This window comes from Pseudomonas sp. GM55, from assembly GCF_000282395.1.
In the GTDB taxonomy this organism is placed as follows: Bacteria; Pseudomonadota; Gammaproteobacteria; order Pseudomonadales; family Pseudomonadaceae; genus Aquipseudomonas; species Aquipseudomonas fluorescens_CC.
The window spans coordinates 1-24,766 of record NZ_AKJJ01000113.1; the positions used below are offsets into that span (position 1 = coordinate 1).

The window sequence follows — 24,766 nt, forward strand, 5'->3', positions numbered from 1 at the left end:
GAGGGCATGCCGAGCCACAGCGAGGCACCGAACGTAAGGGGCAAAGCGCTTTGGTTACTTTCGCGCTCTTCGAAAGTGACCCGCCGTAAAGGCGGAACCAATAGCCGCCGTTACCGCAAAAATGGATATGTACACAAAAAACGTCGCCAGACACAAAGCCTTCGCGAGCAGGCTCGCTCCCACAAACCCTCAATTGACCGGAATTGGCCGTGTTCGCAGGCCCTTTCTCACGTCGGCGGGACTGATGCCGTAGGCACTCTGGAAATACTGGCAGAACCGGCCGACATTGCTGAAGCCGTGTTGCAGGGCCACGTCGGTCACCGAAGGCGACACCCCCTGGGACAGCGCAGCGAAGGCGCGTTCCAGACGTACCTGACGCTGATAGGCAACGATCGAAGTGCCCATGAAACGCTGAAAACCCTCCTGCAAGGCGCGCAGGCTGACGTTGCTCAGTTGCGCCAGTTCCGTACCGCTGGCCAGGTGGTCGGGATGTGCCTGAATGTACTCGACGGCCAGCTTCACATGCCGTGGCGCTATCAGTGGGGAAGGGCGCCGAAGAGCTTCGGTGAAGTTGTGCGGCCAGGCTTCCAGCACCGCATCGACCAGCATTTCGCGCAGACGCGAAGGCATCAGCGAACTGGTGTTGATCAGCAGGTCGAACTCGGTTCCCGTGGCCAGGTCCACCAGTGCCTTGATGCCCTGCAAGGCGGGTACGTTCAAATCCACCACGGGCTCGAAACAGACTTTTTGCAGGATCGGCTTGCCCAGCAGCATCGACAGCCGTTCGGTGATCAGCGCCCGGCCGATCGAGATCCCGTGCTGCGCATGATTGTCGACGAAGCGTGCCGAACGGACCTCGGCCTTGTCGATGGCCAGCCCGACCTGGGCAAAACCGGTCGACTCGGTGACGTGGTTGAAGATGATCTTGCCGGCGGTGGGAATGACGAAGGTGATTTCGTCGAGAGGCTCAGGAAACGCCACCGTGAAGTCACCGCGATAGTGCATTCGACGGAAACTGACACCTTCGTGCCTGCCGTAGACCCCGCCGATGATGATGTTTTTCGGCGGCGGCGGAGAGTCGGAATAAAGGTTGCCGAACAGGTTGGAGAACAACGCGCCAAAGTCGTCGCAACTCATGTCGTTGGATCTGATGATGATTTGCTTGCGCGTTGTGCTTGAGTACACCTGAAGTGCCACCTTGAGCGGAGGGGCAAAGCCCCGGTACAGGGAACTGGCGATCGGAGATCGAACGGATGCGGTTCGGGGAAGCACCAGGACGTTATCAGTGAGTAATGACAGGTTTGTGACCAGGGTTTTTGCCGCTGTCGCCGCTCGCACTGAACAACCGGTGGCACGAGCGGTATCGGCAGGTGGGCTGAGCTGATATGACCGTGGCTATTTCACCGGCTCTCCAGGCTTGATATCCCCGCAAAAAATATCGTAGTTGCCATCGGTCGCAGCCGTTCGCACGACCACCGAGTATTTGCCGGCAAGCAGGGTTTGCAAGGGGACAGGTGCCGTCCTGGAAAACGTCCAGCCACGTATGGGTTGGCGTTCGGTGACGACGATGTTGTTCATCGCATAGGCGACAGATCCGGGTCGCTCGCAGCTGCCATTATTGATGAAAGAGTAAAGGCGCAAGGGCAGGGAAACGTAGCTTGGAGCGCCGCTGATGAAGAAACTGAGTCCGGTTTTGTTGTCCCAGTCCGTCAACGTGACGTTTCCGATTTGACCGGCGTTTTGCCGGGTGGCAACCAACGTGACGTTTACGCCATGGTTCGGTGAAGTGGCGCAGCCGAAAAGGCTTGCCGCAACCATGAGTGCTGCCAGTGAGAGGTTGAGTTTCATTGCCAAACTCCTGAGTTGAAGAACTGCAATGGGAGAACTAGCGGGTATAGCTCATTTATCGATTTCTGACGTCGTCCATATAAGGCTCTCCCTTTTTGAACGGTGATGGTGTCGCGTCGCCCCCTTCGCCAGCGATGGAACGGCGTGGCCGCGCAAACCGGCTACATTTGTAACTGGCCGAGCCTGCGTGGATTGCCCACTGGCACATGCGCCTGGATGACGATAAAGGTTTGCAGTGGTTACGCGTGCAGTTAAAGGATTGTGCGGTCAGTTGAGCCCACTCATCATCCGCACGGGACGAATTGCGACTGGAGTGACTCATGAATCAACAAGGCAGCCATCCGCAAGAGCGGAGTTCCGGCGCTCCACAACGGGGTACCTTGCGCAGCCTGTTGATCCCGGAGTGGCTCGGCAGTTACCGGCCCGACTGGTTGCGAGGCGATGTGGTCGCCGGGTTGACGGCAGCGGCCGTGGTCATTCCCAAGGCGCTGGCGTACGCCACCATTGCCGGCCTGCCGGTGCAGGTCGGGCTGTACACGGTGCTGGTGCCGATGGTGATCTATGCCGTGCTCGGTACCTCGCGCCCGCTCAGTGTCAGCACCACAACCACCCTGGCCATTCTCGCCGGCTCCGCGTTGGGCCAGATCAGCCCCGATGGCGATGCGGCGACCTTGCTGGCGGGTTCCGCTACGCTGGCCCTCATGGTGGGCGCGATTTTGATCGTCGCGGGGTTGCTGCGCCTGGGCTTCGTCGCCAACTTCATTTCCGAACCGGTGCTGGTGGGGTTCAAGGCCGGCATCGGCGTGGTCATCGTGCTCGACCAGCTACCCAAACTGCTGGGGACTCACATCGACAAAGGTGGCTTCCTGCACAATCTGCTGGCCACGGTGCAGAGCATCGGGCATGCCTCGCTGCCGACCGTGGCGGTCGGTGTGTTCATGGTTCTGCTGCTGGTCGGCATGAAACGTTTTACCCCACGACTGCCGGCACCGTTGATTGCGGTGGCGCTTGGCATCCTCGGCATGAGCCTGTTTGGCCTGGAGCGCTTTGGCGTGTCCGCGGTCGGCGTGGTGCCGATCGGACTGCCCGCGCCGACCCTGCCGGTATGGTCGCTGGCCGAAACCCTCTGGCCTTCGGCGATGGGCATCGCGCTGATGAGCTTCACCGAAACCATCGCGGCGGGGCGTGCGTTCGCCCGCAGTGACGAGCCCGCGCCTCAACCGAATCGGGAACTGCTGGCCACCGGCGTTGCCAACATCGGCGGTGCGTTTCTCGGGGCCATGGTCGCGGGTGGCGGGACGACCCAAACGGCGGTGAACCGCCTGGCCGGCGCCCGTTCGCAACTGGCTGCACTGGTCACCGCTGTACTGGCATTGGGCACGTGCCTGCTGCTGGCACCGCTGATTGGCCTGATGCCCAATGCCACGCTCGCCGCCGTGGTGATCGTGTATTCGGTGGGCCTGATCGAGCCGGCGGAATTTCGCGAGATCCTGTCGGTTCGCCGTACCGAATTTGTCTGGGCCGTGGTGGCCATGATCGGTGTGATGCTGCTGGGCACGCTGCAAGGGATCGTCGTGGCGATTGTCGTTTCGTTGCTGGCCTTGGCCTATCAAGTCTCGGACCCACCCGTACATATCCTCGGGCGCAAGCCTGGCACCAATGTGTACCGGCCGCAGTCTGCTGAACACTTCGAGGACGAACATTTTGACGGACTGCTGTTACTGCGGCCCGAGGGGCGGGTGTTCTTTGCCAATGCCGAGCGCATCGCCGAGAAGATCCGGCCACTGATTGATGCGGCGACACCCAAAGTCGTGGTCCTGGACCTGCGCAGCGTGTTCGACCTGGAATACACGGCCCTGAAAATGCTCACCGGGGCGGAACAGCGAATGCAGGAAAAAGGCATTTCATTGTGGCTGGTGGGCATGAGCCCGGGCGTATGGGACATGGTCATCAAGGCGCCCTTGGGCCACACGCTGGGCGAGGCCCGCATGTTCTTGAATCTGGAGCAGGCGGTTGAACATTACCAGCGCAGTCGACGCTGAATGAACGCGGCCGGGCGCACTCCGGACGCTGTGTAATGCATTGAAGGAGTTAACGGACATGGCAAAGAAGAAGGCGGCAGCGAAAAGCAAACCGGTCGAAGGCGGCAAGCTCAAGAACAAGGTCTATCTCGAGGAACTGGCGCGGCTGCATGTCGAGCTGGTCAAGCTGCAGGAGTGGGTGCAGCACACGGGCGCCAAGATTTGCATCCTCTTCGAGGGCCGTGATGGCGCCGGCAAGGGCGGGACCATCAAGGCGCTGACCGAACGGGTCAGTCCGCGGGTGTTCCGGGTGATGGCCTTGCCGGCACCAACCGACCGGGAAAAAAGCCAGATGTACCTGCAACGTTATCTGCCGCACCTGCCGGCAGCCGGTGAAGTGGTGATCTTCGATCGCAGCTGGTACAACCGCGCCGGTGTAGAGCGGGTCATGGGTTTTTGCAGTGAAGAGCAGGTGCGCACCTTTCTCACCGTGGCGCCGCGAGTCGAGCAGGCACTGGTCGAATCGGGAATCATCCTGATCAAATACTGGCTTGAAGTGAGCGAGGAAGAACAGACCCGACGCCTCAAGGCGCGTATCACCGACGGGCGCAAGATCTGGAAACTGTCGCCCATGGACCTCAAGTCCTATAACCGCTGGTACGACTACTCCCGTGCCCGGGACGACATGTTCAAGTACACCGACACCAAATTCGCCCCTTGGCGGGTCGCCAACTCCAATGACAAGCGGCGGGCGCGACTGAACATCATCAGCGATGTACTGAGCAGCATTCCTTACGAGGAGGTACCGCGGGAAAAAGTCAAACTGCCCAAGCGGCAAGCGCCCGGCAACTATCGGGAGCCGGTCTATCCGTACAAGTACATTGCGGAAAAATTCTGATCGAGGCATTGGGCAGGAGCCGGCCCACGCCGGCTCCTGCTGCATGCCATCAGGCCTTGATCACGTACCCATACGCCCGGGTACGACCACCTTCGTGTTTCAGGTAGACGCCCTGTAGCTCCGGTGTGAAGCCGGGCAAGCGGTTGATGCCTTCTTCCAGGGCCAGGAAGTATTTCAACACTGCGCCACCCCAGATCTCTCCCGGCACCACGCAGAGCACGCCAGGCGGATAGGGCAGTGCGCCTTCGGCGGCGATACGCCCGTCCGCATCCGCCAGCGCCACCAGTTCGACGTTGCCACGGATGTATTCGATCTGCGCTTGCTGCGGGTTCATGGCCTTTTTCGGGAAGTGTTCCTTGCGGAACATGTTCTTCTGCAACTGCTGCACATTGTGGCTGCGATACAGGTCGTGCATTTCCTGGCAGAGCTGGCGAATGGTGTAGTTGCGATAGCGCTCCTGATGCTGCGCGTAGATGGCCGGCAGCACCCGGCTCATCGGCGCGTCGTCACTGATGAAGCGTTCGAAACGGGCGATTTGCGCGGCCAGGTGGGTCATCTTTGCCCAGTCTTCAGCCGGGGTGAGCAGGAACAGAATCGAGTTCAGGTCGCATTTTTCCGGGACGATGCCGTTTTCCCGCAGGAAGTTGGCGAGGATGCCGGCGTGAATACCGAACTCGGTGTAGCTGCCGTCCACCGGGTCGATGCCCGGGGTGGTGAACAGCAGTTTGCATGGGTCGATGAAGTACTGCTTCTCGGCGTAGCCACCAAAAGCGTGCCAGCGGTCCTTCGGATGAAATTCGAAGAAGCGGATGTCATTGGCGATTTCGTCCGTCGGGTAGTCTTCCCACGCGCGCCCTTCGATGGTGGACGGCACGAACGGCCGGACCATGGTGCAGGCTTCGATAATCAGCTTGCGCGCTTCGATGCCGAACTTCACGCAGTCCTCCCACAGGCGCAGGCCGCTGCGCCCTGAGTGAATGCGTGCGTTGACATCCAGCGAGGCGAACAGCGGGTAGAACGGGCTGGTGGACGCCTGGGACATGAAGGCGTTGTTGAGCCGGTGGTGGTTGCAATAGCGGGCCTGGCCTTTGATGTGCCGGTCCTTCTTGTGCACCTGGGAGGCCTGGGAAAAACCGGCCTGCTGTTTGTGCACCGATTGCGTGACGAAGATGCCCGGATCGTCCTCATTCAGGTCGAGCAGCAGTGGCGAGCAGTCTTTCATCATCGGGATGAACTGCTCGTAACCGACCCACGCCGAGTCGAACAGGATGTAGTCACACAGCTTGCCGATGCGGTCGACCACTTGCCGGGCGTTGTAGACAGTGCCGTCATAGGTGCCCAGTTGAATGATCGCCAGGCGGAATGGCCGTGGCAGTTGGGCCTTGTCCGGGGCGACTTCGGCAATCAGCTCGCGCAGGTAGTCTTCTTCGAAACAGTGGGCGTCGATCCCGCCGATGAAGCCATAGGGATTGCGCGCGGTTTCCAGATAGACCGGCGTGGCACCGGCCTGCAACAGCGCGCCCTGGTGGTTGGACTTGTGGTTGTTGCGGTCGAACAGCACCAGGTCGCCGGGGGTCAACAGGGCGCTGGTCACCACCTTGTTCGATGCCGAGGTGCCGTTGAGCACGAAATAGGTCTTGTCGGCGTTGAACACCTGCGCGGCGTGTTTCTGTGCCAGCAGCGCCGGCCCTTCGTGGATCAGCAGGTCACCGAGCTTGACGTCGGCGTTGCACATGTCGGCGCGAAACAGTGTCTCGCCGAAGAAGTCGAAGAACTGTCGGCCGGCCGGGTGCTTGCGAAAGAACTGGCCACCCTGGTGACCGGGGCAGGCAAAGGTCGCGTTGGCCGCCTCGGTGTACCGTTTGAGCGAATCGAAGAAGGGTGGCAGCAGGCTTTCTTCATAGGCCTTGGCCGCTGTCTCCAGTTGGTTGCCATGGTATTCGACGTTACTGGGTGACAGGTCGAAGATGCCGTTCACTTGCAGCAGCACGTCATTGAGGTATTTGTAGACTTCTCGGGGGCGGGTGCTGGTGCCAGGGGAGGGCACCAGGAAAATCGGCACATCAAAACCGGTGCGCTGAATGACGTCCAAAGCTCCAGCCAACACATCATCAACCGACACCACGGCCACGGCGACGTCGGTAAAATCGGTTTGACTGAGCGGGACCACCTCCCGGGCGTTCAGGAAGCATTCGGATGTGCCATTGCTGGCGGCGATTTTCAGAGCTTTCATGGGTGGTGTCTCCTGGCGGGCACTCATTTGTCCGCGGCTTTTTTAGAGAGCAGCTTCCGAGGGAGCCTTCCAGTTCCCCGAATCGGAAATCATGTCACCACTGGTTATAGAGCATATTCCTGATCTGTCAGGCTTTTACCGAATTGTTGGACGAGAGGCCATGGCCCATCGATAGCGGTCAGGCGTGTACCAGTGCAATCGTGAACGAGACCACGATCATGCACGCAAAAGCAAAATTGATATTCATGAAGTTTCCATCCAAAACATGAGTGACGGCGCCATCTTGAACAGGTCACAGGAAAATGAAAAATTCGCTGTAATGATTTGAAAGATCGAAAAAAATGATACCGGGAAGTGTTTTCCGGGCCACCCGTTTGTGTTTAACCCGTGCTTTGGCTAATCTCGCATAAACACGCAGTTACACGCATAAACGGGCGAAAACATGCACGACAACCATTCCGCTGCCGAACTGCCGTCAGTGCGCCGGCAAAAAATCCTGTTGATCCTCGAACGTGATGGCAAGGTCATGGCCTCGGAGTTGAGCCAGCATTTTGCGGTGTCCGAAGACACCATCCGCCGTGACTTGGCGGAGCTGGCCAGCGCCGGCCTGGTGCAGCGGGTGCACGGCGGGGCGTTGCCGCGGCCCAAAGACACGGGCAAGGACTATTTCACCCGGATCAGCGAAACCGATGAGGTGAAAACCCGGTTGGCGCAACTGGCGGCGCGACAGGTGCAGGACGGGCAGATCGTGGTGTTCGATTCCGGCACCACCACCTTGCAGATCGCGCGCTCGCTGCCGTCGGACATCGCCATCACGGCGATCACGGCATCGCCGATGACGGCCATTACCTTGTCCGAATACAAAGGCATCAAGGTGATCCTGGCCGGCGGCCAGCTCAACCCGGCGACGATGTCGGCCAGCGGCCACGAAACCCTGCGGCTGCTGGCGGGCATCAAGGCCGATCTGCTGTTTACCGGGGTCTGCGCGATTCACCCGCAGGTGGGCCTCAGTTCACTGCACTTCGATGAAGTGCCGGTGAAACAGGCGATGCTCGACTGTGCTTCCCACGTGATCGCCGTCACCACGGCGGACAAGCTCGGCGCGGTGGAGCCTTTTGTCGTCGCGCCTTGTCAGCGCGTGCACACGCTGATCACCGAGCAGCATGTAGCGTCAGGCAGTGTCGAGGATTACCGGGCGTTGGGGGTCGAGGTGGTGCAGGCGCAGGCTTGAGTGTTTTTTGCTGGCAGATGTATTGAATGTACCGGCCCCATCGCGGGCAAGCCCGCTCCCACAAGTTCTTGTGTTAATGCGAGATGTTGGAGTTGACACAATACCTGTGGGAGCGGGCTTGCCCGCGATGAGGCCAGCACAAACAACATCCATGCTGAATGTACCGGCCAACAACCTCAGCGCAGTCGCTCAAGCATCTGGTAGTACCACATGCCGGCCGCGAGCATCGGGTTGCCGAGCAGGTCGCCCATGGGCACGCGGATGTGCTGGCAGGCGGCGAAGGTATCGAACTGCTCCAGTTGCCCGGTGATCGCCCGGCCCATGATTTCACCCATGATATGGGTGGTGGCGATGCCGTGGCCGGAGTAGCCCTGGCAATACCAGACGTTGTCCGACAGCTTGCCCAGTTGCGGAATGCGGTTGATCACGATGCCCATTGCGCAGCTCCACTGGTAATCGATGGCCACGCCTTTGAGCGCCGGGAAGGTCTGCTCGATGCACGGGCGCAGCTCGGCGGCGATGTCGCGTGAGTCCTTGCCGCTGTAGTTGGCGCCGCCACCGAACAACAGGCGACCGTCAGCGGTGAGGCGGTAGTAGTCGAGCACGAAACGGCAATCGTAGACCGCCAGGTCTTCGGGGTTGATCTGTCTGGCCAGATCGCCCAGCGGCGCGGTCGTGACGATGCCGCCCATGGCCGGGAAAATCTTGCCTTTGAGCTTGCCCGACTCCAGTTTGTGGTAGACGTCGCCGGCCAGCAGCACCTGACTGGCCTCGATGTGTCCGTGGGCGGTACGTACGCCCGGGCTCTGGTGAAGGCCATCGCCATGGATGATCTCCAGCACTTCGCTGTTTTCGAAGATCAATGCGCCCAGGCTTTCGGCTGCACGGGCCTCGCCGATGCACAGGTTCAGCGGGTGCAGGTGCATGTTGCGGGTGTTCTTGATCGCGCCATGGTAGAGGTCGCTTTGCAGCAGGTCGCGGACCTGGCTGCGGTCGAGCAGGCTGACCTCATCGCCCATGCCACGGCGCACGGCTTCAGCGTAATCCTTGCGCAAGCCATCCATGTGCGCGGGCTTGTACGCCGCGTGCAGGTGGCCGTGCTTGAGGTCGCAGGCGATGCCGTACTTTTCCACGCGCTGCCGGATGATCTCGTGCCCGCGCCAGCGCAGGTTCCAGATGAAGTCGTCGACCTCGTCGCCAAGGGTGCGGCGCATCTGTTTGCGCATGGCTTCATCGCCCGAGAGGCTGCCGGTGACCTGGCCGCCATTGCGCCCGGTGGCGCCCCAGCCGATCTTGTGGCTTTCGACGATAGCGACCTTCAGGCCTTTCTCCGCCAGCTCGACGGCGCTGGCCACGCCGGTGAAGCCGCCGCCGATGATCACTACGTCAACCCGGTGCCGGCCTTGCAGCGTCGGGTAATCGGTGTCCTGGTTGAGGGTGGCGGTGTAGTAGGAATTGCAACGTTGAGTCATGTCGGTGTCCAGGCAAAATTGGAAGAAACCAATGCCAGTCAGTCGAAGTGCGCAACCTGTAGGAGCTGGCTTGCCAGCGAAGGCGTGGTGTCAGTCGCCATGGTTGTTGGCAGGTACACCGCTTTCGCTGGCAAGCCAGCTCCTACAGGGATTGCATACGCTGAGCAAATGCAGGGATAGCGAAGGAGGGGGCTCGCCGATCAGGCGAGCACGACGCTATCCGGCGGACGTGCGGAATGACGCAGTTTGGAACGGCGCAGGGCCATGGGCAGGTTGACGATGCGCTTCATGCAATGCCGTCCACGGCCGGCAGCGAGCTGGCCTGGAGCGAAATGTTCAGCAGGTGCTGTTCTGACGGCGAAGTACACATGGCGCAGGTTTCCGGCGGCGGAAATCGTCGGTGGCGGGTAGAACAAGCCATCCGGGGATGGCTGGATACTAGGGAGGATTGTGACGCGTGTAAATGCCTGGTTCAGGACATCAGGTGTATACCAAGGCCGATCAATCCGCAGCCGATCAACACCTCGATCACCCCGCGCTTGAAGCGAAGCAATGCAATGCCCGCCACCAGGGCGATCAGCAGCGAAGGCCAGTCCAGTCGTCCTTCGAAACCTTTGGGCCAAAGCACGTGGTAGCCAAAGAAACACGCCAGATTGAGAATCACGCCCACCACGGCAGCCGTAATGGCCGTCAGCGGCGCGGTGAAGGTGAGTTCGTTGTGCGTCGACTCCACCAATGGCCCGCCGGCGAGGATGAACAGGAACGAAGGCAGAAAGGTGAACCAGGTCACCAGCGTGGCGGCAACGGCACCGGCGACAAACGCTTGATCCGGCCCGAAGACCTGATGCACGTAGGCACCGATAAAGCCGACAAAGGCGACGACCATGATCAACGGACCCGGAGTGGTTTCACCGAGCGCCAGACCATCGATCATCTGCGTCGGGGTCAGCCATCCGTAGTGACCGACCGCGCCCTGGTAGACATACGGCAGCACGGCATAGGCACCGCCGAAGGTCAGCAACGCGGCCTTGGTGAAGAACCAGGCCATCTGGGTCAAGGTGCCTTCCCAGCCGAACAATGCGGTGAGCATGGCCATGGGCAGTGTCCACAAGATCGCTCCGACAACGGCCAGGCGCGCCAGTTTCAAGCCACTGAAACGGGCGTGTTCCGGGGTTGGGGTGTCGTCGTCGATCACGGCCGGGCCGAAGGATTTTTTCGCCGCGCTGTGGCCACCGGCCCTGAACCTTTCCGGTGCCAGTCGCCCGCCGAAGTAACCGATGACCGCCGCGCCGAGCACGATCAACGGAAACGGCACGTTGAGCACGAAAATGGCCGCGAAGGACGCGGCGGCGATGCCCCATAACCAGCCGTTCTTCAGCGCCCGCGAGCCGATCCGGTGAGCCGCCTGCACCACGATGGCCGTGACCGCCGGCTTGATCCCGTAAAACAACCCGGCGATCACGGGCACTTCACCAAAGGCGATGTACACCCAGGACAGTGCAATCAGGATGAACAACGACGGCAGCACAAACAGCACACCCGCGATCACGCCGCCCCAGGTCCGGTGCATCAGCCAGCCGATGTAGGTCGCCAGCTGCTGAGCCTCAGGCCCGGGCAGCAACATGCAGTAGTTGAGGGCATGCAGAAAACGCCGCTCGGAGATCCAGCGCCGGCGTTCGACCAGTTCCTGATGCATGATCGAAATCTGCCCGGCCGGCCCGCCAAAGCTGATGAAACCGAGCTTGAGCCAGAACAGAAAGGCTTCACGCAGGCTGATGGACCGGGGCAGCGGCACATCCTGTTCCGTGATCGGGGAGGGCGTGGGGCTCAAGTGGAAACTCCTTGTGCGAAGGCGTATTGAGCCAATGACTGTAGCTATACCGAAACGCGTTGGATAGTCGCCTGATGCTGCATATTTGCCCAACGCGCAACGGCTGACCGGTCGCTGTCACGGGCATCGACCCAGCGTGTGCCGGACACCACGTCTTCGCGCTTCCAGAACGGCGCGTCGGTTTTCAGATAGTCCATGATGAACGCACAGGCTTCGAAAGCGGCTTGCCGATGGGGGCTGCTGACGCCGACAAACACGATCGGCTCGCTGATCGACAACGGACCGATCCGATGCACGATCTCCACGCCCCGCAACGGCCAGCGGGCCCTGGCGTTGTCGATGATGTTCTGCAGCGACCGTTCCGTCATGCCCGGATAGTGTTCCAGATACAACCCGGCGACTGCCTCACCCTGATTGATGTCGCGCACGTAGCCGACGAAGTTGACCACGGCACCCACGCCCGGATCGTTAGCCTGCAGGCTGTCGATCAACCGGCCGACGTCGAACACTTCACACTGGACCCGAACCGACATGTCTCAACCCCCGGTGACCGGTGGAAAAAAGGCGATCTCGTCATAGTCCTCGATCACCCGGTCCGGATGGCACAGCTCCTGGTTCAGGGCACACATCAGGTTGGTTTCACCCAGCACGTTGCTCCACAGCTCACCGCGAGCCATCAGCAATTGGCGCACGTCTTCGATGGTCTTGAGGCTGTCGGTCAGGGGCAGCTTTTCACCGCCCAGGTTGAGCTGCTCGCGGTAACGGGCGAAGTAGTTGATCAGGATCATTGTGCGTCCTCGAACTTGAAATGACCGGAGCGGCCACCTTGTTTGCTCAGCAGGCGGATGTCATCGATGACCATGGCGCGGTCCACCGCCTTGCACATGTCGTAAAGGGTCAGCGCTGCCACGCTGACGGCGGTCAGGGCTTCCAGTTCGACCCCGGTCTGGCCCTCGACGCGGCACGTGCCGACAATTTTCACGCTGTCCGGTGTGCAGGCCTTGAGTTCGACGTGGATCGAACTGAGCAGCAGGGTGTGGCACAGCGGAATCAGCTCATGGGTTTTCTTCGCCGCCATGATTCCGGCGATTCGCGCGACGGCAAACACATCGCCCTTGGGGTGGCCGTTGCTTTGAATCAACTTCAAGGTTTCCGGGCGCATCCGCACCCAGGCCTGAGCCTGGGCTTCACGCTGCGTCGAGGTTTTTTCGCTGACATCGACCATGTTGGCGCGACCCTGACGGTCGAGGTGGGTCAGGCCATTGGGCGATGCATCTGAAAGGTCTGTCATGGGGCGTTCCTGCGCTTGCCAGCGCGGTGATCAGGTGAAGGCATCATGCCGGGCTGTAAATGCGTGGAGCGTTTCGGTGGGGGACGTGAATCAGGTTGAGGCGATGTTTGATTGCCCATTGCACGGTCAGGGCGGTGGGTGCCGATAGGCTGACCAGTGTGCCGAGCCTGGCCCTGACGGCTTTGTGAATCAGTTCCAGGCTGCAACGGCTGGTGACCACGGTGAAGCCGCTGCGACTGTCGATGCCGGCGTGTTGCAGGGCACCGATCAATTTGTCCAGCGCGTTGTGGCGGCCAATGTCTTCGCGGCAGATCAGCGCGTTGCCCTGGGGGTCGAAGTACAGCGCCGCGTGCAACGCGCCGCTGCTGCGGGCCATCTGTTGTGCCTGTTCGATGCGGCCGCGAATGTCGATGAAATGCTCGGCGGGCGGCAGGGCAACCGGATCGAGAATCTGCAGTTTCGGCAAGGCCTGCTCCAGCGCTTCCACACCGCACAGTCCGCAGCCACTGGTGCCCGCCATTTGCCGACGATGGTTCTTCAGCGCCCAGAACGCGCGGCTGGAGATCTGCACGTCTGCTTGAACGGCCTGGTCGAAGTGGGTCAGGCGCAGGTCGTAGATTTCGCTCTGGTCTTCGACGATGTCGTTGCTGACGCTGAAACCACGGATGAAATCTTCGAGGTTGCCCGGCGACACCATCATCACGGCCTGACTCAAACCGTTGTAGGTGATTGCCAGGGCAATTTCTGAAGCCAGCGCCGCCTGACAGACTGACGCGGCGTTGTCGTATTCGCGAAAGTTCACACTCAGCGGCTTGGGCGCGGGGGCATTGGTGTCGCTTCGAATATCGGCTTGTTCAACTTGGCATAACATGAAAAGAACCTCGAAGCGCTGAATTGAGTTCAGGCTACGGGTAACTTTTCAACGCGTCCAATCGCTTGTTCCGATGCGCCGATTGGTGATATCTATCAGGCCGGGCAAACAGGTCTTTTTCGGTTTTATATAAAACCGAAACTTGATCAGTGAGTCCGGCTGAATAAAGTGCGGGCTTCGGCGAAACACTTCTCGGCAATGGCCGAGCGCGGTTCGGTCTTGCGCATGACCAGGCCCAGTGGGGCGAGCACACTGGCATCCGGCAATTCGATGAACGACAAGTGTTCAATGGGTTCTTCCAGGCCGCTGTCCAGCGGCATGATCGCGCAGCAGAAACCTTCGTGAATCGCCTGCAGCAATTGGTATGTCGAATCGCTTTCCAGTATCGGCTGCGGGTCCAGTCCGCGGCTGCGAAAGCTCAGGTCGATGGATTTGCGGTAGTGCATGCCGTTGCTGAGCATCCCCAGCGGCAGTTCGGCGGCATCCTCCCAGCTCATTTGCGCACCCTCGAAATGGAAGTGGCGGGTGTCATACAGCAGGCCGACGCGGGTTGCACCGATCTCGAAAAACTCGAAATAGCTCGGGTTGACGTGATCGAGGTAGCACACCCCGAGGTCAAGCTGATTGTTGCCCAGGCCCTCGATGATCTGGTCCGAACTCAGGGAAGACAGGCTGTACTTGAGCTCGGGAAAGCTGCGGGACAGGCCTTGAATGTAGGTGACAGGGTTGAAGCTGCTGAGCGGGACCAGGCCCAGGCGCAAGTTGCCAACGAGCTGGCCCCGGCACGCGGCGGCCTCGGCGAAGAGCCCGTCGTGGGCGGCCAGCAGCGTTCTGGCCCACGCCAGCACCCGCTCGCCGGCCTGGGTAAAACCCTCGAAGCGCTGACCCCGGGTGACCAGCACCAGGTCCAGTTCATCCTCCAGATTGCGCAGGCGCATGGACAGGGTGGGCTGGGTGATGTGGCATCGCGCGGCAGCCTGACCGAAGTGGCGGGTCTGCTCCAGGGCGATCAGGAACTTGAGTTGTTTGATGTCCATGACGGCACCTGCTGACGGGGGGAGTGAAGGGTAAGTATTGACTCAGGTGCGCAAGACACAAGGCGTGGCGGAAACGTGAGGTGTGGACGATCTCACCGTCTTGGGCGTGCGTCCAATCACTGGTATTTAAGGGGTTATCGATGGGCTCTATCGTCGATGGTATTTTCCTGTTTTTTATATTGATAGAGCGGCTCGATAGTCTGGTTGGTTAGAGTGATTGGACAGTGTTTGTTTTATCAATTTAGTCTCCGGAAGTTATTTGATTAAGCTATTTAATTCATGCCTGCCGGAGAATCCCATGAGTGTCAAACCGGATGCCTTGTTTATCCCTTTGAATATTGCCGTGCTGACGGTCAGCGATACCCGTGAATATGCCAATGACACTTCCGGGCAACTACTCGTCAGTCGTTTGCTGGAAGCCGGCCACACCCTCAGCGAGCGCAACCTGCTCAAGGATGACCTGTACAAGATCCGCGCGCAGGTGGCGAACTGGATTGCCGACGACGGCATTCAGGTGGTGTTGATCACTGGCGGTACCGGGTTCACCGGCCGCGACAGCACGCCCGAGGCGGTGGCCTGTTTGCTGGACAAGCAGATCGATGGATTCGGTGAGCTGTTCCGGGCGATTTCGATCCTCGACATTGGCACTTCCACGGTACAGAGCCGGGCACTGGCCGGGCTGGCCAATGGCACGCTGGTCTGCTGCCTGCCGGGTTCCACGGGCGCCTGCCGCACCGCGTGGGAAGGCATCCTCGCCGAGCAGCTCGACGCTCGTCACCGGCCGTGCAATTTCGTGCCGCACCTCAAGCCTGTGCAAGCCTGCGGGACGCGGGGATGAGCACTGCACCCCTGATGTCGGTGGAGCAAGCCGTCGACCGGCTGCTGACGATGGCCGAGGCACACAGGATTGAAGACAGTGAAATGGTGCCGCTAAGTGCCGCCAGGCAGCGGGTGTTGGCCAATGACCTGGTGGCGACCCTCGATCTGCCGCCGTGGCCGAACAGCGCCATGGACGGGTATGCCCTGAATGTCGATGGCTGGAACGGGGAGCCACTGAGCGTGTCGCAGCAGGTATTTGCCGGGCACGCCCCCGAAGCCTTGGCACCGGGAACCTGCGCGCGGATCTTCACCGGCGCGCCAGTTCCGCCGGGTGCCAACTGTGTGGAGATGCAGGAAAACACTGAGGTGCTGGATGATGGATGTGTTCGGTTCAAGCAGGCACTGAGCGCTGGCGCTAACATCCGCCCACAAGGCCAGGAGAACGGCGTCGGCGATGTGTTGCTGCGCGCCGGCAAGCGCCTCGGTCCGTTCGAGTTGGCGGTCGCGGCGGCGCAGGGCTGCACCCATGTGCAGGTGGTGCGGCGACCACGGGTGGCGTTGTTGTCCACCGGCGATGAACTGGTCGATCCGGGCACGCCACTCAAGCCCGGCAGCATTTACAACAGCAACCGTACATTGTTGAGCCATTGGTTGAGTGCATTGGGTTGCGAGGTCATCGATGCCGGCATTCTCCCCGACGAGCCACGCCAGACGCGGCTCAAGCTCGAACAACTGCAACACGCCGCTGACCTGATGCTCAGCACTGGCGGCGTGTCCGCCGGCGACGCCGACTGCCTCGGCCAGGTGCTGCGCGAGTGCGGCAAGCCGTTGCTGTGGAAACTCTCGATCAAACCCGGAAAACCATTGACCGTGGGCCACTTCGGCCGCGTGCCGGTGATTGGCCTGCCGGGTAATCCGACATCGGCGCTGGTCACTTTCGGCCTGCTGGCCCGGGTTTACCTGTTGCGGATTCAGGGCGTCGAAGAGGTCGAGCCCTTGAGCTTTCCGGTCAGGCTCGGCTTTGCCTGGCCCAAACCCGGGAGTCGCCGCGAGTACCTCAGGGCAAGACTCGAAGCCGGTCAAGCGGTGCTCTATCCGAACCAGAGCTCAGGCGTTTTGTTGGGAGCGTCCTGGGCCGATGGGCTGGTGGAAATACCGGAAGGCTGCACATTGGCAGTAGGCGACACAGCGCGGTTTATTCCCTTCAGCGAGCTGTTCTGAATACACCGGACAAACTGTGAATGCCAATCCTGAGGTCGGCCAATACTCCTGTGGGAGCGGGCTTGCCCGCGAAGAGGCCGGCAAATCCAGCAGAGATGTTGCCTGACCCACCGCCTTCGTCGGATCGCCGCCCGGAGCAAGCCCGCTCCCACAGGTTTTGTGTGTTTCTTGAGTCTCAGTTCAACACAAAATCCACCGGTTCCAGTTGTGGCGGCAGTTCCGTTACGCCCAGTGCCGCCAGTACATCACGCTCGATGTTGCGCACGATGGCGTCGGTGGGCAGGTCGTTTTCATCGCGGCCGAAGGGGTCTTCCAGTTCATCGGCGATCGCGTCCAGGCCGAAAAAGGTGTAGCTGACGATCGCGGTGAAAATCGGGGTCAGCCAGCCCAGGGGTTCGGCCATGGCAAACGGCAGGAGGATGCAGAACAGGTAGATGGTGCGGTGCAGCAACAGGGTGTAGGGGAACGGTAACGGGGTGTTCTTGATCCGTTCACAGACCGCCTGGGCGTGGGTCAGGCTGGTCAGGTGGTTGGCCATGAGCGTGTAGCGCCAGTCGTTGATCGCCCCGGATTGGTTGAGTGTCGAACACTGCTCGCCGACCTGCATCAGTATTTGCCCGCTGATGTCCGTGGTGTTGCCCTTGGGCATCGGGTGCAGCCAGTCGCCACTGGCGGCCAGTTCGTTTTCCTGGCGCAGCCGCGCGTTGAGGGCATGGGCAAAACCGCACAGGTTGCTGAGGATCGTGTGTCGCTCATCCGTGTCCTTGATGACCAGGGTTTCACGAATCATCGAGCGCACTTCCACGATCACATCGCCCCACGCCTTGCGCGCTTCATACCAGCGGTCGTAGCAGGCGTTGTTGCGAAAGCTCATGAAGATCGACAACGACAAACCCAGCAGCGTGAAGGGAGTTGCACTGACCTTGGAAAAGTAGCTGGGGTGCAAGGTTTCAATGAGCACGATGGCCGAGGCGAGCAATGTCACCATCAGGCTGCGCCAGGCAATGCGCTTGGCGATCGAACCCTTGAGGGACGTCAGGACGCCGATCAGGTTGGGTTTGGGTCTCACGATCATGGGTTTCAGCCGCCCGTCATGTTCATGAAGCGAACAACCTGAACATCGTCGTTCACTTCGAAGTTGTGTCGATAAGGCTTGAGTTTCATCGCCTCGATAATGGCTTGTTCCAGGCGCTCGGGCTGTCCGGGGTGGCTGCGCAGAACAGCCTTGAGATCCACCGAGTGCTCATTGCCCAGGCACAGCAGCAGACGTCCTTCCACGGTCAGCCGCACCCGATTGCAGGTGCCGCAAAAGTTGTGGCTGTGGGGTGAGATGAACCCAAGTCGAATCTGTGGCGCCTCGGCCAGGCGCCAGTAGCGCGACGGACCCTGGGTCGACTCGGCGGAATCAATCAAAGTGTAGCGTTCGGCGATGCGCTCGCGGACCTGGTTGCTTGCGAAAAACGATTCGGCGCGGCTGTGCTCGTCGATGGTGCCCAACGGCATTTCCTCGATGAAGGAGATGTCGAGGTTGCGGTCGATGGCGAAGCTCACCAGATCGTTGATCTCCTGGTCGTTGCGGCCTTTCATGACCACGCAGTTGAGCTTGGTGTTGCGAAATCCGGCCTTGTTGGCAGCGTCGATGCCTTTGATGACCTGCGCCAGGTCACCGGTGCGGGTCAGTTCGCGAAAACGTTGCGGATCCAGGCAGTCGAGGCTGATGTTGAGGCGCTTGACCCCGGCCTCGAACAGCGGCTCGGCGAGTTTGGCCAACTGCGAACCGTTAGTGGTCATGCACAGCTCACGCAGGCCGGGCAGGGCGGCGATCTTCTGGCACAACTGCACCACGCCCGGGCGGATCAGCGGCTCGCCTCCGGTCAGGCGGATCTTGCGGGTACCCAGCGCCACGAAGCTTTGTGCCAGTTGATAAATCTCTTCCAGCGTCAGCACCCGTTGGCGCGGCAAAAACTGCATGTCCTCGGCCATGCAATACACGCAACGGAAATCGCAGCGGTCGGTGACCGACATCCGCAGATAGTCCACGCGCCGGGAGAATCCATCGATCAAGACTCGTTCTGACATGACACCCTCGCTTGGCACGCATTGAATGAATGTTCCGTGTAGGAGCGAGCTCTGCTCGCGATGGTCGTTAACGATTACGCGTGCTTGCTGGCTTAACGCGGTGCTCTTGAGTCCATCGCGAGCAGGGCTCGCTCCTACAAAAATGCGCTGATAACGGATTTGTTCAGCGCTGATGTAGGAGCGAGCTTGCTCGCGATGGTCGTTAACGATTTCGCGGGCTTGCTGGCTTAACGCGGTGCTCTTGAGTCCATCGCGAGCAGGGCTCGCTCCTACAAAAATGCGCTGATAACCAATTTGTTGAGCGCCGGTGTAGGAGCGAGCTTGCTCGCGATGGTCGTTAACGATTACGCGGGCTTGCTGGCTTAACGCGGTGCTCTTGAGTCCATCGCGAGCAAGCTCGCTCCTACAGATATTGCGCCGATAACTAATTTGTTGAGCGCAGGCTAAGAGCAACTTGTCGGCCCGTCCAATCACTATTAGCAACCGGTTGATCGAGTGCATCTATCATGGAAAAAGTTGCTGCGTAAATGACAATCTAAATTTTGTAAGCTATTGATAAATAACAATAAAAAACAATGATAAATATCCTCGATCATATGGTCATAAATAGCGATTAGACAGTAATTAATCCCTGTTCATATGCTTTCTCCGTCAAACGATCAATGACCTGAATCAGGTCACGGAGAAGTACCATGTCTCAAGTCGACCGCTACAAACCCTATAAAGGTGCCGCCGCCGGTTGGGGCGCGCTGATCGCTGTTACCAGGAACTGGCTGGGCAGTGAAAACGCGCTGAAGAATATCCGCGCCATGCTCAAGACCAACCAGAATGGCGGGTTCGACTGCCCCGGTTGCGCCTGGGGCGAGTCGCCGGAAAACGGCATGGTCAAGTTCTGCGAAAACGGCGCCAAGGCCGTCAACTGGGAAGCCACGGGCCGTCTGGTTGACCCGGCCTTTTTCAACAAATACAGCGTCTCGGCGCTGGCCGAACAGAGCGATTACTGGCTGGAGTACCAAGGGCGCCTGACCCACCCGATGCGCTATGACGCGGCCACTGACCACTACATCGAAACCACCTGGGAAGAAGCGTTCGCGACGGTCGCCCGGCACCTCAATGCGCTGGAGTCGCCGGACCAGGCCGAGTTCTATACCTCGGGCCGGGCCAGCAACGAGGCTGCTTTTCTCTATCAGCTATTCGTCCGGGCCTACGGTACCAACAACTTTCCGGACTGCTCCAACATGTGCCACGAAGCCAGCGCGGTGAGCATGATCGAAAGCCTGGGCGTGGGCAAAGGCACCGTGGTGTTCGACGATCTGGAGCATTCCGATGCGATCTTCGTCATTGGCCAGAACCCCGGCACCAACCACCCGCGGATGCTCGAACCGCTGCGCGAAGCGGTCAAGCGCGGTGCCCAGGTGATCTGTATCAATCCGCTCAAGGAGCGCGGGCTGGAACGCTTCCAGCATCCACAGCACCCGATCGAGATGCTGATGAATGGCTCCGAGCCCACCAACACCGCGTACTTCCGCCCGGCACTTGGCGGTGACATGGCGGTCATGCGCGGCATGGTCAAGTTCCTGTTGCAGTGGGAGCGCGAAGCTCAGGCCACCGGCGGCGAACCGGTGTTCGACCATGAGTTCATCGCCGAACACACCTCGGGCATGGATGCCTACCTGGCTGAAGTCGACGCGACCAGCTGGGAGCACATCGAGCAGCAATCAGGCATGACCCTCGCCGACATCGAACTCGCCGCACGCATGTACGCCCGGGCCAAACGGGTGATCATGTGTTGGGCGATGGGCCTGACCCAGCACACGCACTCGGTGCCGACGCTGCAGGAAGTCATCAACCTGATGCTGCTGCGCGGCAATGTCGGCCGTCCGGGCGCGGGCCTGTCGCCGGTTCGCGGTCACAGTAACGTGCAGGGCGACCGCACCATGGGCATCAACGAACTGGCACCCACCGACTTGCTCAATGCCCTGGAAAAACGCTTCTCCTTCAAGCCACCGCGTGAGCACGGCCACAACACCGTGATGGCGATTGGCGCGATGGAGCAGGGACGTTCGAAAGTGTTTATCGCCCTGGGTGGCAACTTCGCCCAGGCCACCCCCGACACGCCGCGCACCCACGCTGCATTGCGCAAGTGCGACCTCACCGTGCACATCGCTACCAAGCTTAACCGCAGCCATCTGGTGACCGGCCGTGAAGCGCTGATCCTGCCGTGCCTGGGTCGCACCGACATCGACATGCAGGCCGAAGGCCCGCAGGGCGTGACCGTGGAAGACACCTTCAGCATGATCCACATCTCTCACGGTCAACTGAAGCCCAAGTCGAAACACCTGCTGTCGGAACCGGCGATCATCGCCGGCATCGCCGCCGCCACTCTGGGCAAGCAGCCGATCGACTGGAACTGGGCCATCGGCGACTACGGCCGCATCCGCAACATGATTGCCGACACCATTCCCGGCTTCGAGGATTTCAACCGGCGCTTGCTGCATCCGGGCGGTTTCCACATGCCCAACGACGCGGCCCGGCGCATCTGGAAAACCGCCAGCGGCAAAGCCCAATTCACCCCGAGTGTGTTGCCGCAGCACCTGATCAGCGAGGGCGTGCGCAACCTGGCGGTCAAACCGCACCTGATTTTGCAGACCATGCGTTCCCACGATCAGTACAACACCACGTTGTACGGCCTGGATGACCGTTATCGCGGGGTCTATGGCATGCGCGACGTGGTGTTCGCCAACGAGCAGGACATTCGACGGTTGGGTTTCGAACCGGGTCAGAAGGTTGATCTGGTGGCGCTGTGGGACGACGACCGCGAGCGTCGGGTCAGCGGTTTTACCCTGATCGCCTACGACATTCCGGCCGGTCAGGCGGCGGCGTACTACCCGGAGACCAATCCGCTGGTGCCATTGGAAAGTTTCGGTGACCGTACCTTCACCCCGACTTCCAAGTTCGTTGCCATCCGGCTGGAGCAGGCGAAAGCCAGCAGCCTGATTTCGACTTCCGCCGCATAGCAGCGGGGCGCTCATTGCAAACCCTTTCACTGTAATGACTGTAGGAGCCGGCTTGCTGGCGATAGTGGTTCGTCAGGCGACACCTGCGTCGATGACCATTGCGCAATCGCCAGCAAGCCGGCTCCTACAGGTTTATCTCCTTTGTATCCGCGATGAGGATATCGACATGTTTAACCTGGAGGCACTGGACCTGGCGCGGCTTCAATTCGCGTTCACGGTTTCGTTCCACATCATCTTTCCCGCCATCACCATCGGGCTGGCGAGTTTCCTGGCGGTACTCGAAGGCCTTTGGCTGAAGACCCACAACGACACCTATCGCGATCTCTACCATTTCTGGTCGAAGATCTTCGCCGTCAACTTCGGCATGGGCGTGGTCTCGGGGTTGGTCATGGCCTACGAATTCGGCACCAACTGGAGCCGCTTCTCCGACTTCGCCGGCAGCATCACCGGACCGTTGCTGACCTATGAGGTGCTCACGGCGTTCTTCCTCGAGGCCGGTTTCCTCGGGGTCATGCTGTTCGGCTGGAACCGGGTAGGGCGTGGCTTGCACTTCTTCTCGACGGTCATGGTCGCCATCGGCACCTTGATCTCGACCTTTTGGATTCTGGCGTCCAACAGCTGGATGCAAACGCCCCAGGGTTTCGAGATCGTCGACGGTCGCGTGATGCCGCTGGACTGGCTGGCCATCGTGTTCAACCCGTCGTTCCCGTACCGCCTGGCGCACATGGCGATTGCCGCGTTCGTGGCCACGGCGTTCTTTGTCGGCTCGTCGGCGGCGTGGCATCTGCTGCGCGGCAACGACACCCGGCAAGTGCGCAAGATGCTGTCGATGGCGTTGTGGATGGCGTTGATCGTCGCGCCGATTCAGGCCGTGGTGGGTGACGCCCACGGTCTGAACACCCTGGAACATCAACCGGCGAAAATCGCTGCCATCGAAGGGCACTGGGAAAACAACGGTAGCGAAGCGACGCCACTGGTGCTGTTCGGCATCCCCGACATGCAGGCCGAGAAAACCAAATACGCCATCGAGATTCCCTACCTGGGCAGCCTGATCCTGACCCACAGCCTCGACAAGCAGATCCCGGCGCTCAAGAGCTTCCCGAAAGAGGACCGGCCCAATGCGACGGTGATCTTCTGGAGTTTCCGCGTCATGGCCGGGCTGGGCATGTTGATGGTGCTGGCCGGCGTGCTCGGCCTGGCCCTGCGCCGCAGTGGTGCTATTTACCGCAACCGCTGGTTCCTGCGCCTGATCCTGTGGATGGGCCCAAGCGGTCTGATCGCCATGCTGGCCGGGTGGATCACCACCGAAGTCGGGCGCCAGCCGTGGGTGGTGTATGGCCTGTTGCGCACCGCCGATGCCGCGTCGAATCACAGTGTCGCGCAGTTGAGCCTCTCGCTGGCGTTGTTCGTGGTGATCTATTTCTCGGTGTTCACGGTGGGCATCGGCTACATGATGAAACTGGTCGGCAAAGGGCCGCAGCCGCATCACGGGCATCCCGTCGACGGGCATTCCGACCAGGTGGTCACACCGCGCCGGCCACTGTCTGCCGACGCCGAAATCCTCGAAACCGACGCCCGCGTCAATTGAAGGAAGGGAGTTGAATCATGGGTATCCAAGGTATCGATTTATCGCTGATCTGGGGTGTGATCATCGCCTTCGGCGTGATGATGTACGTGATCATGGACGGCTTCGATCTGGGGCTGGGCATTCTGTTCCCGCTGATCCCGGATGCGAAGGAGCGCGATGTGATGATGAACACCGTGGCACCGGTCTGGGACGGCAACGAGACCTGGCTGGTGCTGGGCGGCGCGGCGCTGTATGGCGCGTTTCCGCTGGCCTATTCGGTGATTCTGGAAGCGTTGTACCTGCCGCTGATCCTGATGTTGTGCGGCTTGATCTTCCGCGGAGTGGCGTTCGAGTTTCGCTTCAAGGCCAGCCCTGAAAAACGACATATCTGGGACATGGCGTTCATCGGCGGTTCGCTGCTGGCGACGTTCTCCCAGGGCGTGGTGATCGGTACTTACATTGCCGGTATCCCGGTGGTCGACCGGCAGTTCGCCGGTGGTTCGCTGGACTGGCTGGCACCGTTTCCGCTGTTCTGCGGTGTCGGTCTGATCATCGCCTACGCGCTGTTGGGCAGCACCTGGCTGCTGGTCAAGACCGAAGGCATGCTGGAGTCGCGGATGCGCCTGTTCACCCGGCCCCTGGCGTGGCTGCTGTTGGCGGTGATCGGCGTGATCTGTGTGTGGACGCCGATTCTCCATCCGGAAATCGCCACGCGCTGGTTTGCCCATGCGCACCTGGCGGTTTTCGGTGGTCTTGCGGCGCTGGCCTTGCTGGCGATGTTCGGCTTGCTCAAGACCTTGCGCCAGCGTCACACCCATTGGCCGTTCGCCTTCACCCTGATGCTGGTGTTCCTGGGCTACATTGGCCTGGCGTTCAGTATCTGGCCGAACATCGTGCCGCCCTCCATTAGTCTGTGGGCGGCGGCGTCACCGGCGACCAGTCAGTTGTTTATCCTGATCGGGGCGTTGTTCATTTTGCCGATCATTCTGATGTACACGGTCTGGAGCTATTACGTGTTCCGCGGCAAAGTGAGGATTGGCGATGGCTATCATTGATTCTGGTGAACGGGCACCGGTGTCTTGGTACAAGCGCCTGGGGTGGCTGGTGGTGATCTGGTCGGGCAGTGTGGTTGGGTTGGGGGTGGTGGCGGGGGGATTGCGGATGTTGATGCATGCGGCCGGCATGAGTAGTCATTGATGGCAAGTCGTTAAGGGGGACAGTTCACTTTGGGGCGTATAAATGGATTGGATTGAGTGAATATCCATTTCTGCGGTAACGGCCGCTGACGGTTCCGCCTTTACGGCGGGTCACTTTCGAAAAGCGCGAAAGT

Annotated in this window: 21 protein-coding genes; 9 read left to right on the forward strand and 12 right to left on the reverse strand. The window is 60.4% G+C overall.

All coding sequences use genetic code 11. The annotated features are described in order from the left end of the window. Nucleotides 1-189: 189 nt before the first annotated feature. Together PMI31_RS24850 and PMI31_RS24855 are read right to left on the reverse strand one after the other, a co-directional pair. Complete coding sequence (locus PMI31_RS24850; RefSeq protein WP_177323579.1) at nucleotides 190-1,137, reverse strand: helix-turn-helix domain-containing protein; 948 nt, start codon at nucleotides 1,135-1,137, stop codon at nucleotides 190-192. Between the two features lie 258 nt (nucleotides 1,138-1,395). Further along, the gene (locus tag PMI31_RS24855; protein WP_008021964.1) at nucleotides 1,396-1,848 is read right to left on the reverse strand and encodes a hypothetical protein; all 453 of its coding nucleotides are present in this window, start codon (nucleotides 1,846-1,848) and stop codon (nucleotides 1,396-1,398) included. 320 nt (nucleotides 1,849-2,168) lie between these two features. On the opposite strand from PMI31_RS24855, the gene PMI31_RS24860 reads away from it, so the two are divergent. Further along, complete coding sequence (locus tag PMI31_RS24860; RefSeq protein ID WP_008021966.1) at nucleotides 2,169-3,890, forward strand: SulP family inorganic anion transporter; 1,722 nt, start codon at nucleotides 2,169-2,171, stop codon at nucleotides 3,888-3,890. 58 nt (nucleotides 3,891-3,948) lie between these two features. After that, nucleotides 3,949-4,767 (forward strand): polyphosphate kinase 2, encoded by an 819-nt coding sequence (gene ppk2 / locus PMI31_RS24865; protein WP_008021967.1) that lies wholly within the window; start codon nucleotides 3,949-3,951, stop codon nucleotides 4,765-4,767. Nucleotides 4,768-4,816: 49 nt separating this feature from the next. On the opposite strand, the gene speF is transcribed toward ppk2, so the two are convergent. Then, nucleotides 4,817-7,000, reverse strand: coding sequence for an ornithine decarboxylase SpeF (gene speF / locus PMI31_RS24870; protein WP_008021970.1), 2,184 nt, complete (start codon nucleotides 6,998-7,000; stop codon nucleotides 4,817-4,819). A 442-nt stretch (nucleotides 7,001-7,442) separates the two neighbouring features. Between speF and PMI31_RS24875 the strand changes: the two genes are divergently transcribed. Beyond that, nucleotides 7,443-8,231, forward strand: a complete 789-nt coding sequence (locus PMI31_RS24875; protein ID WP_008021972.1) for a DeoR/GlpR family DNA-binding transcription regulator — start codon at nucleotides 7,443-7,445, stop codon at nucleotides 8,229-8,231. Between the two features lie 176 nt (nucleotides 8,232-8,407). Here the strand turns inward: PMI31_RS24875 and PMI31_RS24880 are convergent, their stop codons facing one another. The 7 genes from PMI31_RS24880 to PMI31_RS24910 all read right to left on the reverse strand — a co-directional run bounded on the left by PMI31_RS24880 (nucleotide 8,408) and on the right by PMI31_RS24910 (nucleotide 14,733). After that, complete coding sequence (locus PMI31_RS24880) at nucleotides 8,408-9,703, reverse strand: NAD(P)/FAD-dependent oxidoreductase (RefSeq protein WP_008021973.1); 1,296 nt, start codon at nucleotides 9,701-9,703, stop codon at nucleotides 8,408-8,410. A 472-nt stretch (nucleotides 9,704-10,175) separates the two neighbouring features. Beyond that, entirely contained in the window at nucleotides 10,176-11,534 is a 1,359-nt protein-coding gene (chrA, locus tag PMI31_RS24885) for a chromate efflux transporter (protein ID WP_008021975.1), read from the reverse strand. Between the two features lie 44 nt (nucleotides 11,535-11,578). Next, on the reverse strand, nucleotides 11,579-12,067 hold the full coding sequence (gene moaE / locus PMI31_RS24890) for a molybdopterin synthase catalytic subunit MoaE (protein ID WP_008021976.1): 489 nt from the start codon (nucleotides 12,065-12,067) through the stop codon (nucleotides 11,579-11,581). Nucleotides 12,068-12,070: 3 nt separating this feature from the next. Next, the gene (moaD, locus tag PMI31_RS24895; protein WP_008021978.1) at nucleotides 12,071-12,322 is read right to left on the reverse strand and encodes a molybdopterin converting factor subunit 1; all 252 of its coding nucleotides are present in this window, start codon (nucleotides 12,320-12,322) and stop codon (nucleotides 12,071-12,073) included. Next, nucleotides 12,319-12,825: a cyclic pyranopterin monophosphate synthase MoaC gene (gene moaC / locus PMI31_RS24900; protein WP_008021980.1), complete on the reverse strand. Its 507-nt coding sequence runs from the start codon at nucleotides 12,823-12,825 to the stop codon at nucleotides 12,319-12,321. The genes moaD and moaC overlap by 4 nt, the downstream gene beginning before the upstream one ends. Nucleotides 12,826-12,868: 43 nt before the next feature. Beyond that, the gene (gene fdhD, locus PMI31_RS24905) at nucleotides 12,869-13,696 is read right to left on the reverse strand and encodes a formate dehydrogenase accessory sulfurtransferase FdhD (RefSeq protein ID WP_008021983.1); all 828 of its coding nucleotides are present in this window, start codon (nucleotides 13,694-13,696) and stop codon (nucleotides 12,869-12,871) included. Nucleotides 13,697-13,842: 146 nt separating this feature from the next. Further along, a complete protein-coding gene (locus tag PMI31_RS24910) occupies nucleotides 13,843-14,733 on the reverse strand; it encodes a LysR family transcriptional regulator (RefSeq protein ID WP_008021986.1) in 891 nt (296 codons plus the stop codon). Nucleotides 14,734-15,031: 298 nt separating this feature from the next. On the opposite strand from PMI31_RS24910, the gene moaB reads away from it, so the two are divergent. Next, a complete protein-coding gene (gene moaB, locus PMI31_RS24915) occupies nucleotides 15,032-15,571 on the forward strand; it encodes a molybdenum cofactor biosynthesis protein B (protein WP_007976036.1) in 540 nt (179 codons plus the stop codon). Next, nucleotides 15,568-16,773, forward strand: coding sequence for a molybdopterin molybdotransferase MoeA (locus PMI31_RS24920; protein ID WP_008021988.1), 1,206 nt, complete (start codon nucleotides 15,568-15,570; stop codon nucleotides 16,771-16,773). The genes moaB and PMI31_RS24920 overlap by 4 nt, the downstream gene beginning before the upstream one ends. Before the next feature lie 175 nt (nucleotides 16,774-16,948). Here the strand turns inward: PMI31_RS24920 and PMI31_RS24925 are convergent, their stop codons facing one another. Together PMI31_RS24925 and moaA are read right to left on the reverse strand one after the other, a co-directional pair. Beyond that, on the reverse strand, nucleotides 16,949-17,848 hold the full coding sequence (locus PMI31_RS24925) for a bestrophin family protein (protein WP_008021989.1): 900 nt from the start codon (nucleotides 17,846-17,848) through the stop codon (nucleotides 16,949-16,951). Between the two features lie 5 nt (nucleotides 17,849-17,853). Beyond that, nucleotides 17,854-18,852 carry a GTP 3',8-cyclase MoaA gene (gene moaA / locus PMI31_RS24930; RefSeq protein ID WP_043302638.1) on the reverse strand — a complete coding sequence of 333 codons (999 nt, stop codon included), beginning with the start codon at nucleotides 18,850-18,852 and terminating at the stop codon, nucleotides 17,854-17,856. Nucleotides 18,853-19,544: 692 nt separating this feature from the next. On the opposite strand from moaA, the gene PMI31_RS24935 reads away from it, so the two are divergent. From PMI31_RS24935 to PMI31_RS30385, 4 genes are all read left to right on the forward strand, one after another. After that, the gene (locus PMI31_RS24935; protein WP_008021994.1) at nucleotides 19,545-21,869 is read left to right on the forward strand and encodes an FdhF/YdeP family oxidoreductase; all 2,325 of its coding nucleotides are present in this window, start codon (nucleotides 19,545-19,547) and stop codon (nucleotides 21,867-21,869) included. Between the two features lie 166 nt (nucleotides 21,870-22,035). Continuing rightward, nucleotides 22,036-23,457, forward strand: coding sequence for a cytochrome ubiquinol oxidase subunit I (locus PMI31_RS24940; RefSeq protein ID WP_008021995.1), 1,422 nt, complete (start codon nucleotides 22,036-22,038; stop codon nucleotides 23,455-23,457). 17 nt (nucleotides 23,458-23,474) lie between these two features. Then, nucleotides 23,475-24,491, forward strand: a complete 1,017-nt coding sequence (gene cydB, locus PMI31_RS24945; RefSeq protein ID WP_008021997.1) for a cytochrome d ubiquinol oxidase subunit II — start codon at nucleotides 23,475-23,477, stop codon at nucleotides 24,489-24,491. Further along, nucleotides 24,478-24,633 carry a DUF2474 domain-containing protein gene (locus PMI31_RS30385; RefSeq protein WP_008021998.1) on the forward strand — a complete coding sequence of 52 codons (156 nt, stop codon included), beginning with the start codon at nucleotides 24,478-24,480 and terminating at the stop codon, nucleotides 24,631-24,633. Before cydB ends, PMI31_RS30385 begins: the two co-directional genes overlap by 14 nt. Nucleotides 24,634-24,766 lie beyond the last annotated feature (133 nt).